We start from the raw sequence: 16,643 nt of genomic DNA on the forward strand, positions 1-16,643 counted from the left end.
ATTTCAGTGTATTAGGCGTACGAAACCTTACACAGTTCTCATGCAGGTTTCAGTGCCTTAGACGTACGAAACCTTAACCGTCCTCATGCAGATTTCAGTGCTCTGAGCGTATGAAACCTTACACCATCCCCACATCAATGCCATAATGCCCCTCATAAAAGAGGAGAAGAACAATGAAATTTGTTGGAGCCCATGTCAGCGCCTCCGGCGGCGTTGATCAGGCCGTCATTCGTGCGCACGAATTGGAAGCCACTGCCTTTGCATTATTTACCAAGAACCAACGTCAGTGGAAAGCCGCCCCGTTAACGGCTGAAGTGATTGATAAATTTAAATCTGCATGTGCGCAATACCACTACCAGCCAGAACAAATTCTACCTCACGACAGCTACTTGATTAACCTCGGTCATCCGGTTGAAGAGGCACTGGAAAAATCCCGTGAAGCGTTCATCGATGAGTTAGAACGTTGCTCCGAGCTTGGGCTGACATTGCTGAATTTCCATCCGGGCAGTCATCTGATGCAAATCGATGAGGATAAATGCCTCGCCCGCATTGCTGAATCTATCAATATTGCGTTAGATAAAACGCAGGGCGTTACCGCAGTGATCGAAAATACGGCGGGACAAGGAAGCAATCTCGGGTTCCGCTTTGAGCATCTGGCCGCCATTATTGACGGTGTCGAAGACAAATCGCGCGTTGGGGTATGTATTGATACCTGCCATGCCTTTGCTGCGGGCTATGATTTGCGTACCGAAGAAGAGTGCAGCAAAACCTTTGCTCACTTTGAGCGTACTGTTGGCTTTAACTATCTGCGCGGTATGCATCTCAATGATGCCAAAAGTGCCTTTGACAGTCGCGTAGACCGGCACCATAGCCTTGGCGAAGGCAACATTGGTAAAAATGCGTTTAGCTGGATTATGCGTGATCCACGCTTTGACGGCATTCCATTGATTCTGGAAACCGTAAACCCAGACATTTGGGCTGAAGAGATTGCGTGGCTGAAATCGCAAGAAGTTGCGGAGAACGCAGCGTAACTCAGAGTATCCCATAGCAAAACGGGTGCCACTGGGGCACCCGTTTTCATTTCAGCTATCGCCTAAGCTTAAGCCAATTTCTCTTCCACAATTTCCACGTCTGGACGTTTCAGCAGAGCATATAAGCCCCCTGACAGAAGCGTACCCGCCACAATCGCGATCAGATACTGAATTACCGGTGTAATGGCACCAGGGATCAACAGTACGAACAAGCCACCGTGTGGAGCCATCAGCTTAGCGCCAAAGAACATGGACAAAGCACCGGTCAGCGCACCACCGGCAATACAGCACGGTAGAACACGCATTGGGTCTCGCGCGGCAAAGGGAATCGCCCCTTCAGAAATAAAGCACAACCCTAGAACCAGCGCAGCTTTGCCACCCTCGCGTTCGCTTTGAGCAAATTTATTACGCGCCACCAGCGTTGCAAAACCCATTGCCAGCGGTGGAACCATACCCGCCGCCATGATCGCCGCCATTGGTGCATAGGTCTGAGTACTCAGCAGCGCAACACCAAAGGCATAAGCCGCTTTGTTGACCGGACCGCCCATGTCGGTACACATCATCGCGCCCAGAATCGCGCCTAAGATCACGGCGTTAGCCGTACCCATCGCTTGCAGCCAGTGAGTCAAACCTTCCATGATGGCGGCAACAGGTTTACCAACGATATAAATCATCGCCAAGCCTGTGATCAAACTCGCTATCAACGGAATAATCAGGATAGGTTTTAGGGCCTCCATACTCTGTGGCAAATGCAGCTTAGTGCTAATTAATTTGGCCACATACCCCGCGAGGAAACCGGCAATAATCCCCCCCAAGAAGCCAGCACCGGTGCTTACAGCCAACATACCACCGATCAAACCAGGCGTTAAACCCGGACGGTCAGCAATGGAAAACGCGATGTACCCTGCCAAAACGGGCACCATCAACGCGAATGCAGAACCACCGCCAATCTGCATTAACGCCGCCGCCAGCGTGCCCTCTTGTTTAAACGCTTCGATCCCAAATACAAACGACAGCGCGATACACAGGCCGCCCGCCACCACCATTGGCAGCATGTAAGATACGCCGGTCAGCAGGTGGCGATAGGCCCCCACCGCCTCTTTTTTCTTAGATGAGGACGCCGTTGAAGAAGATTTCTGTGCGGTAAAGGTTTCAGACTCCACCAGCGCTTTATCCAACTCCTGCGCCGTTTTCTTCAATGCCAAACCGGTTGTGGTGCGATACATCGGTTTACCTGAGAATTTATTCAGATCAACTTCGATATCAGCAGCGACAATCACCAAATCCGCAGCGGCAACTTCTTCAGGGGTAATTTCGTTACCCGCACCGACTGAGCCACGGGTTTCCACTTTAACCCACCAGCCACGTTTTTTAGCTTCTGCTTCAATAGCTTCAGCAGCCATAAAAGTATGCGCAACACCCGTTGGGCAAGCGGTAACGGCCACAATACGCATCTGGCCTTTGGCCGGCGTTGCAGCGGTAGCACTGGCGTACTGGTAAGGTTGCGCTTCAGCCATCGCCTGAGCTAAAAACGCTTCCGGTTCACGAATCGCTTTCTCAGCACTGCCGATAAACAGGCGTTTGCCGTTTAGCGTGGTGTCTTGTGGCTGCTCGTCACCGATAACGATGATCAGTTCAGCATCCTGAGCAGCATCAATGAGCGTAATATCCAGTTTGGCTGCAACACTTTCTAACATGCGCTTGGCGAGGTAGCTACGAGCCTGCCCCTGAGCGCCTTCGGTTAACAGTAAGGTTTTCATGTGGCCATCCTCAATTAATTAAAAGGCTTCAGGTCAACACGCGCCATCATAGCTGCCAGTTGTGTGCGATCGGCAATGCCAACGTTACTCTGGCTGACGGCCAACGCCGCAACGGCAGTTGCCAAACGCAGGGTGTGTTCGCTGGATTCACGCATCATTAGCCCGTAAATCAAGCCACCTACCATGGAATCCCCAGCACCCACGGTGCTAACCACTTCACACGCGGGTGGCTTAGCCAGCCATGCGCCGGATGCATTAACCCACAGCGCACCTTCAGCACCGAGAGAGATAACCACGTGTGCAATGCCCTGATCACGCAGCGCATGTGCTGCACCGACGACATCGTCTAAGGTTGGCAGCTCGCGCCCAGCCCAGATCTCCAGCTCGCGACGGTTCGGCTTCACCAACCAAGGCGCAGCTTTCAAACCAGCAACTAAGGCTTCACGGCTGCTGTCAAAAATAATACATGGGCATTGGCTGCGCAGACGACGCATCCAATCGGTAAAATCATCAGGATCAACGCCTGCTGGCAAACTACCGCTCACGCAAACCATATCGAACTGACCCAACCAGCTCAGAGAATCATTAACGAAACGCTCCCAGTCCGGCTTGGTCACTTCAAAACCAGAAAAGTTGAAGTCAGAAACTTCGCCGTCTTTTTCTGTCAGCTTAACGTTGATGCGCGTACGACCGGCCACGACCTGAAAACGGTTCGCAATCCCCAGCTCGCTGAACAACTGCTGAAAACCATCCTGATTCTCTTTACCGAGAAAACCACCCACGGTCACGTCGATACCAAGATCTTTTAGTACTTTGGCAACGTTGATCCCTTTACCTGCCGCATGCAGGCCTGCAGTCTGAACGCGGTTAACTTCGCCGCGCTCAATCTCGGCGCAGTAACCAACCAAGTCATAGGCCGGATTTAAGGTAATTGTTGCAACTCTTCTACTCATTCTTATGCCCCTTCGCCTAGACCATCATTGATGGCCTGACCGATTGCTTCTAATGCTTGCGCTGCGTCGCTACCGTTAGCAGTGAAACGCAGGCGATGACCTTTTTTAACGCCCAGCGCGACAACTTTCATCAGGCTGCGCCCATTGGCTGGAACGCCAGAACCATCAAGGTTTGTTACGGTGATCTGGCTTTCAAATTTCTTAATGGTATTCACCAGCAGCGTCCCAGGACGCGCATGCAGGCCATGCTCGTTGCGCAGCACGAACTCCGCGCTAAGCACAGAATCTTCCTCTGCCACTTCGCTGGTCAGTAACGCCACCAAGGCGGCGGCATCCGTCGCTTTCAGCAGGCGCTCGGCCTGATTGTTCTGTAATAAGGTGCTCAAATACCCCAACATGCCTTCCGGCTGTGCGTCCGCCATGGCAACCGTCAGCAACAAACCAACCTTCTCGCCATCCACGTCAAACGGAGTCTGAGGCCGTGCGGCTGCCGCGGCGCTCGCCTGATTGCCCAACGCGCTATCGCTGAGCCAAATACCTTGACCAAGATTCAGCGGCTGACGCGTGATCACGTCGCTCACAAATTCTGCGTTGACCGCACCGGCCTGTTGCAAACGTCCCGCGTTGATAGCCTGTAACGTCATCAGGCTATCAGCATTAATATCCAGCGTGACCATTCCCGCGTCGAAACGGAAAGCCGCTACGCTGCGCTCGCCCATCAGCAGGCTACGTAACTCTTCTGCTGAAGTGGTCTGCGCCATCTGCTGTGCAACGCTATCATCGCTCAGTACATGTGTCAGTTGACGCAACAGCGCGAGATGTTCATCGGAACGCGCAGCAATACCGATAACGACATAGGCACACTGGCCCTCGCTCCACTCAACGCCCTGTGGGAACTGGAAAACCTTTACGCCAGTTTTCAGCACCATATCGCGTGTATCGGTGGTGCCGTGTGGGATCGCGATGCCGCTACCAAGATAGGTCGAGGTCTGTTTTTCACGATTGAGCATGCCTTGCACATAACCTTCGCTTACATACCCAGCCTGAGTCAGTGCAGCTGCAATTTGTTGAATTGCTTCTTCTTTATTACTCGCCGAAGCGGCAAGATGTATATCTTGTGGGGACAGGTGAAACATAAACGCTCCTCTCACACTGGGCAAAATTTATGGTTGAATCGTTTCAGCTATGTTTTAAAAAAATCGCGCTGTATTTTCTAAAACAGATCGAATACAACGCTGAATCGTTTCGATGAGTTTGGCCTTTGCCCTTTTTATAAGCAAGATATTCGGTGAATGTTATTTTCATTTTTTGAGGGACAGCACACTTTTGCTGAAGTGCTGTCATTAAAAGTATGAAGCTGAGATAATTTGCTGAAGTTTGCTGATGGAGAAAATCAATGGCAGTAAAAGTCGGCGTTGGCATCATTATCGCTAATCCACAAGGTCAGGTGCTACTGGGGAAACGCTGTGGTAGCCACGCACCATTCTGGTCGATCCCCGGCGGGCATGTTGAGGAAGGCGAAACTTTCGAGCAAGCAGCGATTCGCGAAGTTGAAGAAGAAACGGGCCTTATTGTTACCGAACCGCGTTTGATCGGCGTGACCAATAATTTAGCCACTTGGTTAGATGAAGGCGTTCATAACGTCTCTATGATTATGGTCGCCACCTATGTTCGCGGTGAGCCCCAGCTACGCGAGCCCGAAAAATGCGAGCAATGGCGTTGGTGCAACCCGCAACGCATGCCGGAACCCTGCTTTGAAGCCTGTCGCAATGGGATTCACCTATGGCTGAATGGCGAGTTTTACCTCCCGTCGGCGACCAATGACGTCTAACACACTGCATTCAATAGAACCTCTGATGTGCAGAGCGAGTAGATACAAGATGTCATCATCTACTCGCTTTTCGTTTTCTCATGGTTTTGTCCAACCCCGCCCTATCGCACCATTTAAGTGCAAAACAATCCCTTCAACGAACAAAAGTTAGATTTAGTTATCACAACTGAAACAAAATTGTTAAATATAGATTGTGAATCCTGTGTTTTTCCCTTAAATCTACTGCGGTGCACCATTTGGGAATTCCATGCACCAAAAAAGGGCACCAAAACAATGCACCCACAGGTTTAGCCTGACCGTTATTGGTTAATCCCTATCCACAACATCTAATAACCATTTGATATACATAGAATATAAATAGTTGGCATGATTCTTCCATTGTCAATCAGGTAAACACAAATGGGCTATCCCGAAATTTAAGGAATTTTTGCTTATGAAATCTATAATTAAAGCATCTGTAGCTGCTCTTACCTTAGCTTTTGCCATGAGTTCTCACGCCGCTGAAAAACAGCTTATCGTTGCTACGGATACGGCATTTGTTCCTTTCGAATTCAAACAGGGTGATAAATACGTTGGCTTCGATATCGATCTATGGGATGCCATCGCTAAGCAGTTGAACCTCTCCTATACCCTGAAACCAATGGATTTCAGCGGGATAATCCCAGGTCTGCAGACTCGTAACGTCGATTTGGCGCTGGCGGGCATCAGCATCACTGACGAACGCAAAAAAGCGATCGACTTCTCTGATGGCTACTACAACAGCGGTCTGCTGGTAATGGTCAAAAAAGACAATAACGACGTGAAAAGCGTGAAAGATCTGGATGGTAAAGTTGTCGCCGTTAAGAGCGGCACGGCGGGCGTTGATTACGCCAAAGCCAACATCAAAACCAAGGATCTGCGTCAGTTCCCAAATATCGATAACGCCTATCTGGAGTTAGGTACTGGCAACGCCGACGCGGTACTGCACGACACGCCAAATATCCTGTACTTCATCAAAACTGCCGGTCATGGTCAGTTCAAAGCCGTGGGTGATTCTCTAGAAGCACAACAGTATGGCATCGCGTTCCCTAAGGGCAGCGACCTGCGTGAAAAAGTAAACGGTGCCCTGAAAACGCTGCGTGATAATGGCACCTACAACGAAATTTACAAAAAATGGTTTGGCGTAGAACCTAAATAAAACCAATAAAAATTTAATGAATTTATCCGGAGGGATCTGTCCCTCCGTGATATTGGCGGTAATGGGTAAATAGTTGAAGTTATTGCCCGATAGATCTTTCTATACACACCATCATTGAAATTGCATCACCAAAGGTTTCAGCCTTTGAACAGCGCTTGCGCTGACCCCAAAGGGGCAATTTCAAGTACGACGTGTATAAAGGGGCAAAGTTTCCAGGAGAATACAACATGCAGTTTGAATGGAGCGCCATTTGGGACGCTTTCCCTATCCTGCTCGAAGGTGCCAAGCTAACGCTATGGATTTCTATCGTCGGGCTGTTAGGCGGCTTGGTTATCGGCCTCGTCGCGGGTTTTGCCCGAGCGTACGGTGGCTGGTTGAGCAACCATATCGCGCTAGTCTTTATTGAGCTTATCCGCGGTACACCTATCGTCGTTCAGGTCATGTTCATCTACTTCGCCCTGCCAATGATGCTACAAGCATTCATGCAAGTGCGTATCGATCCGCTCACCGCGGCGGTCGTGACGATCATGATTAACTCCGGTGCCTATATTGCTGAAATAACGCGCGGAGCTGTACTTTCGATTCATAATGGCTTCCGTGAAGCGGGCTTAGCACTCGGTCTTTCCAAACGCGATACCCTGCGCTACGTCATTATGCCACTGGCGCTACGCCGCATGTTGCCGCCGTTGGGTAACCAGTGGATTGTGAGCATCAAGGACACATCCCTGTTCATCGTTATTGGCGTCGCCGAATTAACCCGTCAGGGACAGGAAATTATTGCCGGTAACTTCCGCGCAATGGAGATTTGGAGCGCAGTCGCCGTGATTTATCTGATCATCACGCTGGCACTGAGCTATGTATTACGTCGTCTGGAAAGAAGATTGAAAATAATATGATTGAATTTAAACATGTTGATAAAAGCTTCGGTCAGACTGCGGTTCTGCATGACATTAATCTGAACATCAATCAGGGCGAGGTGGTTGTCATCATCGGCCCATCAGGTTCAGGGAAATCAACGCTGCTGCGCTGTATCAACAAGCTCGAAGAAATCAGCGCCGGTCAGCTACTGGTTGATGGCATGGACGTGAACGATCCGAAAGTTGACGAGCGTCTGATTCGTCAAGAAGCGGGCATGGTGTTTCAGCAGTTTTATCTGTTCCCACACCTAACCGCTCTTGAAAACGTCATGTTTGGCCCGACGCGTGTCCGCCACATGAAGAAAGAAGATGCAGAAAAGCGTGCGCGTGAACTACTGGCAAAAGTGGGTCTGTCTGAACGCGCCGATCACTATCCATCTGAACTTTCTGGTGGGCAACAGCAACGTGTGGCGATTGCTCGTGCGCTGGCGGTAAAGCCCAAGATGATGCTGTTTGATGAGCCCACCTCTGCACTCGATCCTGAGTTACGTCATGAAGTGTTGACGGTCATGAAGGATCTGGCCGAAGAAGGCATGACAATGGTTATCGTGACGCACGAAATTGGCTTCGCACAGAAAGTGGCTTCGCGCCTGATCTTCGTGGACAAAGGCCGCATCACGGAAGATGGCGAGCCTGACGCGCTAATCAGTCATCCGCCAAGCGACCGTCTGCGCGAATTCCTACAGCACGTTTCCTGATAACGCTAAGTACCTCATAGCAAGGGCGCTTTTAAGCGCCCTTGCTTTTTTGTCCACTGCGGCTACACGCGTATTACGCACGAATCGTTCACGAATACTCAGCAAAACCGGTTCACTATTCCTATACTTAACACCGTTTAGCCTCATCAACACCGCAGTTTGACGGCGTCAAATAATCAGCCGTCTGCTTTTTTTACCGCAATCCCCATCACCGAGCAGCGTTGTAAGCTTGTTTAATGGAGTCTTTTTATGTCACAGGGAGCCCGCCTTATCCCCACTTTCTTACGCTACTGGCTTTTCGTTTTTACCTTACTCTTTTCATTCACCGGTGCGATAAGCAGCGCAAATGCGGCTGACGCAGCTAAAAACAGCGATTCAAAAGCCGCCTATACTGCTCTGGCCGATATTCTGTCTGACGCCTCCAGCCGCGATGCGCTGATTGCTGAACTACGCGACAGCGCCAAAACAGGCAAACCACCCGCGCCGCCTTCAAACAAAGAGACCACAGCACCACCACGCTCAGACTCTTTTGCTGAACAACTCGACACCACGGTTCAAGGTTATCTGGCAGCGGCTCAAAATAAGCTGAATAACGTGGTCACCACGCTAAAATCGCCGCCACACAAGGCGTTTAACCCTGACACCTTTTGGCCTGCGCTAAGTCACTTTCTGTTCACCGTGGCAGTGACCTTTGCCATTTTCTTATCAATCCGTTTTTTTGCCACCCCGTTTTATAAGCGCATCGGCAGTTGGGGACATAAAGCGCGCGAAAAGCGTGTGGATTGGGCACGACGCCCAACCGCCATCTTAAGTGCGTTTATTATTGATTTACTGATCCTGCTATTTTGCATTACGGCGGGCAATATTATCGCCGCCTCATTTGGTAGCACTTCTTTTGGTCACAACAGCCCTGCTGTCATGCGCCAACAGACGCTATTTCTGAATGCTTTTGCGCTTATTGAGTTTTTTAAGGCCGTCTTACGTCTGATCTTTGCCCCTAAATTTGACTATCTGCGTCCGTTCCCTTTTAGCGACGCCACGGCGAAATATTGGAATACGCGGCTTGCGTGGTTAAGTGGTCTTATTGGCTATGGGCTGATGGTGGTCGTCCCCATCACTAACGTTCAGTTAGGCACCTCGGTGGGGGTTCTCGTTAACTTCTGTATTATGCTGGCGCTCACGGTCTATGCCATTGGGCTGATACTGATAAATCGCACGCCTATTCAGAAAGAAATCACCGCGCTAGGCAACCGTTCTCTGGCGTTTTTCGGCATGTTCTTACACGCGCTGTCTCACGTCTGGCATCTGTTAGCGATTGGCTATTTTCTCGTGCTGTTTTTACTTTCTCAGTTCGATCCCGGTAACAGCCTCGCCTTCATGATGGACGCTACGATTAAAAGCCTGTTAGTCGTTGGCTGTGGCGCTTTAGTTTCCGGCCTGCTGACACGATGGATTTCACGCCGCATCACGTTACCGACCGAGATGAAGCTGAAATATCCCATGTTGGAGCGTCGGGTAAACTCTTATATTCCTAGCGCGCTACAGATCATGCGTTTTATCGTCGTAGTCGCGATCCTGCTGTTCCTGCTCGACGCTTGGCATATCTTTAATCTACGCTCATGGCTGGACTCTGCGACCGGCGAAAAGATTATTGGCGGTATCATCCATATCCTGCTGATTATGTTTATCGCCGTATTGGGCTGGACGCTGCTGGCAAGTATTATCGAACATCGACTCAGTTTAGAAATGGATAATCCCAAGCATCCCGGCGCACGCGAACGCACTTTGCTGACGCTGTTCCGCAACGTGCTTTCCATTGTCATCACGACCATAACGGTGATGATTATTCTTTCTCAAATCGGCATCAATATCGCCCCCCTGCTGGCTGGCGCAGGGGCTCTCACCCTAGCGGTCAGCTTTGGCGCTCAAACACTGGTCAAAGACGTTATCAACGGTATTTTTATTCAGTTTGAAAACGGTATGAATACCGGCGAGTACGTCACCGTGTTTGGTATTACGGGCACCGTTGAACGGATGACCATCCGCTCTATCGGCCTGCGCGATGATTACGGTGTTTATCATCTGGTGCCGTACTCCTCAATTACCACCGTCGCTAATTACGCTCGCGAATTTGGCGTTTATCGTGCCAACTATGTGATTAGCCGTGATGAAGATATTGAGAAAGCCAACGAAGTGTTGAAACAGGCCGTGACGGAGCTACGAGAAAATCCGCGTTTGAAAAGCCTACTGATTGGAGAACCCGCATTTAACGGCGTGGTTAAGCTGGATGATATTTCGTTCACTCTACGCACGACGATCCGTACCGTCGCGCTACAGCAATGGACGATTCAGTATGCATTGGACAAACTGGTTAAAGAACATTTCCAACGCGCGGGGATCAAAACGCCGCATCAGAATGTGCAAATCAGCTATGCCGAACAGCAGAGAAAGGCGTTACCGCCGCTGGAGGGAGAAGATGGCATAACGCCATAGGAAAATCGGGTTTCCTCTCCTAATCACTCGAGAGGAAACCGTTGATTCAGCTAGCGCTGATTAGCGGATTTTACGTTTGTTCTCAGGCAGGAATGTCCATGCCACAAAGCGGCTCACTTTCTGCCCTTGAGACATCTCTACGGTGCGCACGTCCAAGGCCTCGACGTCTTCTAAAGCCTCATAGATGGCCGGCAGATTCTCTTGGCGAGAGACTAAACTGGTGAACCATCCCACTTGTTTAGCGTAAGACTCGCTCTCTTCAATCATTTTGGTGATGAAGGCCACTTCCCCGCCTTCGCACCACAGTTCCCCAGCTTTTCCACCAAAGTTCAGCACTGGTTTGCTCGCATCGCGTCCCAGATTTGTAAGTTTGCGACGGGTACCATTCAGCGCCTCTTCAGCCGAGCTATGGAATGGTGGATTACACAGCGTTGCCGCATAGTGTTCGCCAGCCTTGATTGCCCCTTTCAGGATTTTGGCCGGATCTTGCTGCTGACGCAGACGGATATTTTTTGCAGCTTCAGGATTAGCCTTAATAACCGCACCCGCCGATTTCAACGCCATAGGATCAATCTCGGTGCCCGTGAAGCGCCAGCCATACTCATGTTGACCAATCAGCGGGTAGATGCAGTTCGCACCGACGCCGATATCAAGAATGCACACGTTAGGCCCGCGTGGCACCTGATAGCCATTGTCCGACGCGAGGACATCAGCCAAGTAGTGCAGATAATCGGCACGGCCAGGGATCGGTGGGCACAGATAGCCATCGGGAATATCCCAGTGACCGATCTGATAAAAATGCTGCAGCAGCGCGCTATTCAGCGCTTTCACCGCCAACGGTTCGGCGAAATCAATGCTGTCATCTCCCCACTGGTTACGCGCCACAAAGGCCTTTAACTCTGGCGAGGTTTGGCATAAAGCCGGAAAATCATAGCGTTCACGATGGAGATTACGTGGATGCAAATTGGTTTTTTGTGCAGGAAAACTTTTCTTTTTTGGGTTTTTCATTCGACGGTTTCGATCAACATTAAGACATCATGAATGTATGCCCCACACGCACGGATAGGCTACGAGTTAGGGTATAGAATAGGGAAATTAGGCGAAGTATACCCGTTTCTACTGACACTGACTAACACACCCGCTAAGCTGTTGCTGACTCTATTGAATGCGTAAGGATGTGACATGTCTTCACTCTTTGAGTATTACAGCTATCAGCCCGCCCAAGGCCACGGATTAGCACACGATCCCCTTAATGCCATCATTGGCCCGCGTCCTATTGGATGGATAAGCTCTATCAGCGGCGATGGACAACACAATCTTGCTCCGTACAGCTTTTTCAACTGCTTCAGCTATCGCCCGCCGGTGATTGGTTTCGCCAGTAGCGGCTGGAAAGACAGCGTAGCAAACATTAGTGAAACCGGTGAATTTGTATGGAATCTCGCCACCCTTGATAATGCTGAGGCGATGAATCAAAGCTCGGCATCATTACCACACGGCGAAGATGAATTTGTGTTTTCAGGGGTAAACGTGCTGGCTAGCCGCTGGGTTAAGCCTGCTCGGGTAGCTGAAAGCCCAGTGAATTTTGAATGTAAGCTCACACAATGCATTCAGCTTCAAGACCAATACGGTCAGCCATTTGACTCTTGGCTAGTATTAGGCGAAGTGATTGGTATTCATATTGCCGAAAACCTACTTGATGAGAATGGTATATATCAAACAGCCGCGGCCAACCCTATTTTGCGTGCAGGTGGTCCCTCAGCCTATTACTCAATCAGTGATGAAAACCGTTTCGATATGCATAGACCGACAATAAAATAGAACATAGAGAAGATTAAAAAACAGACACTTTCTATATAAGAAGCCAATTATATTATCCTTTTTGGCTTCAACACTTTACAGCGATTACCTGCTGTTTAGCCTCATATTAATTCACAATAGATAAACATTTTTAATTTTTTATTAAATACCCAGCAATAGAATAATTCATACCAAAAACAAATATCCCTGTATTTATTAATGGAAATATCTTATTTTCTATTTAGAAAAATCCTAACCATTAATATCAGGCGCTCCAGAATTATCTCTGAGCCCTACTTTGCTCAGGAACTGCGGCATGGTGTTACCCACAGCCTTGTATAAAAGATCTGCCTCAACGTCATTGCGCGTATTGATATCAACAATCGTCGCCGTCATCGTGGCTGCTGTTTTTTTTATGCTGGCAGGGCACTCCATACAGCAGCAGCGCGAAAAACAGCAGTTTGAGTTAGCCAAAACAGGACTGATGTACGCATCACATCTTGCCAATGACTTAGACCAAAAAATGGTCTCTCTGTTACCACTCACTCATGTGCTCTGTGAAGAGGTGGCAAACACCCTCTCCAGCAAAGCCGTCTTCAGCGGCGGCGTGCGGGCCTATATTCTGGTTCGCAACGGTACCGCTGTGTGCTCCAGTGTCACGCACGCGATGTCGTCCCCGGCTGCAACTATCTATCCCGATATCGATCTCGACCGTGATACCGATATGATCTTACAGCAAGGAACGCCGCTGGTTCCCGATCGTCCGGTGATTGCCTTTTGGCACTCCACCGGGGATGGTACTCGCTCTGGTGTTTTGCTCACGCTGGATATCAACCCCGCGCCTTACATGCTATTTTTCAGCCGCGAACGTACTATTTCTGGCTTAGCGCTGATTATCAAAGATCGCGCGATTAGCACCTATGAGCCCAACATTGTCACCGTTGGCGAATTACCTTCCAACCCTGATGTCACCGTGCAGGATGAGAAAAACCGCTTTACCTTCCGCCTGTATGGAAGCCCACTCTCCACCAGCGATTTGGGATTATTGGGCATGTTCTCGCTGCTGGTCGCGGTGATTGCTTGGCTGATCACTTTCTATTTTTTATCTCAGCAGCGCCGCTTCGATCGCGAGATCCTGCAAGGCATCAAACACAATCAGTTTTATTTGCTCTACCAGCCAGTGATTCATGCAGAAACCCATCTACCGGGCGGATTTGAAGCCTTAGTGCGTTGGAAACATCCCAAACTAGGGCTGATCCCACCAGATGAATTCATCCCGTACTGCGAGTCACAGGGATTGATCGTGCAACTCACCCAACACATCATGGCGCTGGCGGCTCGCGATGCGCATCGTCTGATCGATGTTGTACCCAAAGGGACTAAGCTGGGCCTGAATATCTCGCCATTGCATATGACCCTCGACGGCTTCAAGAATGACGTCCTGCACTTCATTAACATGATGCCGACGGAGTATTTTATTCCACTGTTTGAAATTACCGAGCGCAGCATGGTGCAACATGGCGGCGCCGAGGCCATTTTTGACTGGCTCCACTCGCAGGGGATTGAGATCGCCATAGATGATTTTGGTACGGGTCACAGCGCGCTGATCTATTTGCAGCGCTATAAAATTGATTACCTGAAAATCGACCGCGGTTTTGTTAACTCAATTGGGCTCGAAACGGTCACTGCGCCCGTTCTAGATGCGGTGCTCGAATTAGCCAATAAGCTCAAACTGCAAATCGTTGCGGAAGGTATTGAAACCGAAGAGCAGGCAGAATACCTGCGGCAGCGCCATGTTAACTACTTGCAGGGCTATTTATTCAGCCGCCCCATGCCGGTTGAGCAACTGCACGACTATTATCGTGATCAGGTGCTTCCAAAGCTGAACGCCATCATTTGAGTTGGCCATGCACAAAATCTTGCCAAGAACCGTGTTTGCGCTAATAAAAGACACAAAAAAACACAATGAATTGAAACTTTTATCCCCCGCTTAGCTTAACATTGCTATTCTTGGTACATCCGCAGGGTTGCGGAGAATTCGACGGAGTAACACGCGGTTGATTTTATTTACCGTGGATCCCTCGTTTGCCTGATTGAATATCATGTTTGCCCAGAAGATTCTGGGCGTAAAGCAGGAGCTAACACATTTATGCACTCGCGCTTTCTGAAGACTTTGTGCACGGTGGTTCCCCTTGTGGCCGCTCTCAGTTTTAACGTTCGCGCCGACGTCATTAACGAAAGCTATGCCTTTTCCATTTTAGGCGAGCCGAAATACAGCAGTGATTTTACCCACTTTGATTATGTGAACCCCGCGGCCCCTAAGGGCGGTGATATCACGCTTTCGGCGCTCGGTACCTACGATAATTTTAATAGTTACTCTTCTCGTGGGCATCCCGCCGTGCGTGCCAACCAGCTCTATGACACGCTGTTCACCAACTCCGCTGATGAAATCGGCAGTTACTATCCGCTCATTGGCGAATCCGTACGCTATGACGACCAATTCCGCTGGGCCGAAGTCAACATCAACGCCGATGCGCGTTTTCAGGATAATACGCCGATAACCGCTCAGGACGTCGCGTTCAGCTTTAATAAGTTTATGACTGAGGGCGTTCCTCAATACCGGATTTACTACAAAGGCGTAAAGGTCAAAGCCATTTCTCGTCTGACCGTGCGCTTTGAACTACCGACGCCAGACAAAGAAATGATGCTTAGCCTGATCGGTGGCTTAAAAGTGATGCCGGAAAGCTTTTGGAAAAACCATAAACTCTCTGAGCCGTTGAGCACTCCGCCGCTGGGCAGCGGCCCCTACCGCATCTCAGATTATCGTTTAGGGCAATTCGTCACCTATTCGCGCGTCACTAATTATTGGGCGGCTAACCTACCGGTCAATCGCGGGCAGTACAACTTTGACACCATCCGCTACGATTACTATTTGGATGACAAAGTGGCGCTAGAAGCCTTTAAAGCCGGCGCTTTCGATTTTCGCATCGAAACCTCGCCGAAAAACTGGGCAACCCAATACAGCGGCGGCAATTTTGCCAAAAACTATATCGTCAAATCTGATGAAACCAATCAGTCAGCACAGGATACCCGTTGGCTGGCGTTCAACACCAAGCGCCCTATTTTTGCCGACCGGCGCGTGCGCGAAGCAATTTCACTGGCCTTTGATTTTGCTTGGATGAACAAAGCGCTGTATTACGACGCCTATCAGCGTACCGATAGCTATTTCCAGAATACCCAATACGCGGCGCGAAGCTATCCAGACTCTGCCGAACTCGCGTGGCTAGCGCCGCTCAAGGGCAAAGTGCCTGCGGAAGTCTTTACCCAGATTTATCAGCCAGCCAGCACCGATGGCAGCGGTAATGACCGCGAAAATCTGCTGAAAGCCACCACACTCTTGGAAGAAGCTGGGTGGACGGTAAAAGATCAAAAGCTGGTCAACAAAGCGACCGGAAAACCGTTCGTCTTTGAATTGTTGCTGCCCAGCAGCAGTAATTTCCAATATGTCATGCCGTTCAAACACAATCTGGAAAAACTCGGCATCACGTTAAATATTCGTGAAGTGGATACCTCGCAGTACACCAACCGTATTCGCTCGCGGGATTTCGATATGTTCCCCACCGTCTATGGCGGAATGAATTATCCTGACCCTTCGCTAAAAATTCTCTGGCGCTCAGACTATATCGATTCCACGTGGAACAGCGCTGGCGTGCAGGATCCTGCCGTTGATAGCCTGATTGACAACATCATCAGCCATCAAGGCCAACCGGAAGCTTTGCTATCGCTTGGCCGTGCGTTAGATCGCGTACTGACGTGGAATCATTACATGCTGCCAATGTGGTACTCCAACCACGACCGCATTGCCTACTGGGACAAGTTTTCCATGCCGGCGCTGCGTCCGGCCTATGATCTTGGGTTTGATACCTGGTGGTATGACGTAAACCGTGCGGCTCAGTTACCGCAGCAACGGCGCTAAGAGGTTTACG

General features: G+C 49.9%; 13 protein-coding genes. 9 read left to right on the top strand and 4 right to left on the bottom strand.

What is annotated here, in order from left to right; genetic code table 11:
- Positions 1 to 173: 173 nt before the first annotated feature.
- Positions 174 to 1,031, top strand: coding sequence for a deoxyribonuclease IV (gene nfo, locus HMPREF3091_RS03740; RefSeq protein WP_070714315.1), 858 nt, complete (start codon positions 174 to 176; stop codon positions 1,029 to 1,031).
- Positions 1,032 to 1,099: 68 nt separating this feature from the next.
- Here the strand turns inward: nfo and fruA are convergent, their stop codons facing one another.
- Genes fruA through fruB form a run of 3 tightly spaced genes read right to left on the bottom strand, consistent with a single transcriptional unit; the run spans position 1,100 to position 4,880 of the window.
- Positions 1,100 to 2,791: a PTS fructose transporter subunit IIBC gene (gene fruA / locus HMPREF3091_RS03745; RefSeq protein WP_070714317.1), complete on the bottom strand. Its 1,692-nt coding sequence runs from the start codon at positions 2,789 to 2,791 to the stop codon at positions 1,100 to 1,102.
- Positions 2,792 to 2,805: 14 nt separating this feature from the next.
- The gene (gene fruK / locus HMPREF3091_RS03750) at positions 2,806 to 3,744 is read right to left on the bottom strand and encodes a 1-phosphofructokinase (protein WP_004089482.1); all 939 of its coding nucleotides are present in this window, start codon (positions 3,742 to 3,744) and stop codon (positions 2,806 to 2,808) included.
- A gap of 2 nt (positions 3,745 to 3,746) precedes the next feature.
- Positions 3,747 to 4,880, bottom strand: a complete 1,134-nt coding sequence (gene fruB / locus HMPREF3091_RS03755) for a fused PTS fructose transporter subunit IIA/HPr protein (RefSeq protein WP_070714319.1) — start codon at positions 4,878 to 4,880, stop codon at positions 3,747 to 3,749.
- Positions 4,881 to 5,140: 260 nt separating this feature from the next.
- Here fruB and HMPREF3091_RS03760 point away from each other — a divergent pair, with 260 nt between their 5' ends.
- From HMPREF3091_RS03760 to ybiO, 5 genes are all read left to right on the top strand, one after another.
- Positions 5,141 to 5,575: a nucleotide triphosphate diphosphatase NUDT15 gene (locus HMPREF3091_RS03760; protein ID WP_070714320.1), complete on the top strand. Its 435-nt coding sequence runs from the start codon at positions 5,141 to 5,143 to the stop codon at positions 5,573 to 5,575.
- Positions 5,576 to 6,008: 433 nt separating this feature from the next.
- The gene (gene glnH, locus HMPREF3091_RS03765) at positions 6,009 to 6,752 is read left to right on the top strand and encodes a glutamine ABC transporter substrate-binding protein GlnH (protein ID WP_004089505.1); all 744 of its coding nucleotides are present in this window, start codon (positions 6,009 to 6,011) and stop codon (positions 6,750 to 6,752) included.
- 227 nt (positions 6,753 to 6,979) lie between these two features.
- Complete coding sequence (glnP, locus tag HMPREF3091_RS03770) at positions 6,980 to 7,648, top strand: glutamine ABC transporter permease GlnP (RefSeq protein WP_004089507.1); 669 nt, start codon at positions 6,980 to 6,982, stop codon at positions 7,646 to 7,648.
- Positions 7,645 to 8,367: a glutamine ABC transporter ATP-binding protein GlnQ gene (gene glnQ, locus HMPREF3091_RS03775; RefSeq protein WP_004089509.1), complete on the top strand. Its 723-nt coding sequence runs from the start codon at positions 7,645 to 7,647 to the stop codon at positions 8,365 to 8,367. Before glnP ends, glnQ begins: the two co-directional genes overlap by 4 nt.
- A gap of 249 nt (positions 8,368 to 8,616) precedes the next feature.
- Positions 8,617 to 10,860 carry a mechanosensitive channel protein gene (gene ybiO / locus HMPREF3091_RS03780; protein ID WP_070714322.1) on the top strand — a complete coding sequence of 748 codons (2,244 nt, stop codon included), beginning with the start codon at positions 8,617 to 8,619 and terminating at the stop codon, positions 10,858 to 10,860.
- A 60-nt stretch (positions 10,861 to 10,920) separates the two neighbouring features.
- On the opposite strand, the gene rlmF is transcribed toward ybiO, so the two are convergent.
- Positions 10,921 to 11,868, bottom strand: a complete 948-nt coding sequence (gene rlmF, locus HMPREF3091_RS03785; protein WP_070714324.1) for a 23S rRNA (adenine(1618)-N(6))-methyltransferase RlmF — start codon at positions 11,866 to 11,868, stop codon at positions 10,921 to 10,923.
- 174 nt (positions 11,869 to 12,042) lie between these two features.
- Here rlmF and HMPREF3091_RS03790 point away from each other — a divergent pair, with 174 nt between their 5' ends.
- The 3 genes from HMPREF3091_RS03790 (at position 12,043) to HMPREF3091_RS03800 (ending at position 16,633) form a co-directional block, all read left to right on the top strand.
- A complete protein-coding gene (locus HMPREF3091_RS03790; RefSeq protein WP_070714326.1) occupies positions 12,043 to 12,678 on the top strand; it encodes a flavin reductase family protein in 636 nt (211 codons plus the stop codon).
- A gap of 295 nt (positions 12,679 to 12,973) precedes the next feature.
- The gene (locus tag HMPREF3091_RS03795) at positions 12,974 to 14,557 is read left to right on the top strand and encodes a cyclic di-GMP phosphodiesterase (protein WP_070714328.1); all 1,584 of its coding nucleotides are present in this window, start codon (positions 12,974 to 12,976) and stop codon (positions 14,555 to 14,557) included.
- Positions 14,558 to 14,806: 249 nt separating this feature from the next.
- Positions 14,807 to 16,633: an extracellular solute-binding protein gene (locus tag HMPREF3091_RS03800; protein ID WP_070714330.1), complete on the top strand. Its 1,827-nt coding sequence runs from the start codon at positions 14,807 to 14,809 to the stop codon at positions 16,631 to 16,633.
- The last annotated feature ends 10 nt before the right edge of the window (positions 16,634 to 16,643 follow it).

The organism is Hafnia sp. HMSC23F03 (genome assembly GCF_001816025.1).
Lineage (GTDB): Bacteria > Pseudomonadota > Gammaproteobacteria > Enterobacterales > Enterobacteriaceae > Hafnia > Hafnia paralvei.

Excerpts from the sequence above, each read along its gene's own strand:
- nfo (WP_070714315.1), top strand. The coding sequence starts at position 174 with ATGAAATTTGTTGGAGCCCATGTCAGCGCCTCCGGCGGCGTTGATCAG.
- fruA (WP_070714317.1), bottom strand. The coding sequence starts at position 2,791 with ATGAAAACCTTACTGTTAACCGAAGGCGCTCAGGGGCAGGCTCGTAGC.
- fruK (WP_004089482.1), bottom strand. The coding sequence starts at position 3,744 with ATGAGTAGAAGAGTTGCAACAATTACCTTAAATCCGGCCTATGACTTG.
- fruB (WP_070714319.1), bottom strand. The coding sequence starts at position 4,880 with ATGTTTCACCTGTCCCCACAAGATATACATCTTGCCGCTTCGGCGAGT.
- HMPREF3091_RS03760 (WP_070714320.1), top strand. The coding sequence starts at position 5,141 with ATGGCAGTAAAAGTCGGCGTTGGCATCATTATCGCTAATCCACAAGGT.
- glnH (WP_004089505.1), top strand. The coding sequence starts at position 6,009 with ATGAAATCTATAATTAAAGCATCTGTAGCTGCTCTTACCTTAGCTTTT.
- glnP (WP_004089507.1), top strand. The coding sequence starts at position 6,980 with ATGCAGTTTGAATGGAGCGCCATTTGGGACGCTTTCCCTATCCTGCTC.
- glnQ (WP_004089509.1), top strand. The coding sequence starts at position 7,645 with ATGATTGAATTTAAACATGTTGATAAAAGCTTCGGTCAGACTGCGGTT.
- ybiO (WP_070714322.1), top strand. The coding sequence starts at position 8,617 with ATGTCACAGGGAGCCCGCCTTATCCCCACTTTCTTACGCTACTGGCTT.
- rlmF (WP_070714324.1), bottom strand. The coding sequence starts at position 11,868 with ATGAAAAACCCAAAAAAGAAAAGTTTTCCTGCACAAAAAACCAATTTG.
- HMPREF3091_RS03790 (WP_070714326.1), top strand. The coding sequence starts at position 12,043 with ATGTCTTCACTCTTTGAGTATTACAGCTATCAGCCCGCCCAAGGCCAC.
- HMPREF3091_RS03795 (WP_070714328.1), top strand. The coding sequence starts at position 12,974 with ATGGTGTTACCCACAGCCTTGTATAAAAGATCTGCCTCAACGTCATTG.
- HMPREF3091_RS03800 (WP_070714330.1), top strand. The coding sequence starts at position 14,807 with ATGCACTCGCGCTTTCTGAAGACTTTGTGCACGGTGGTTCCCCTTGTG.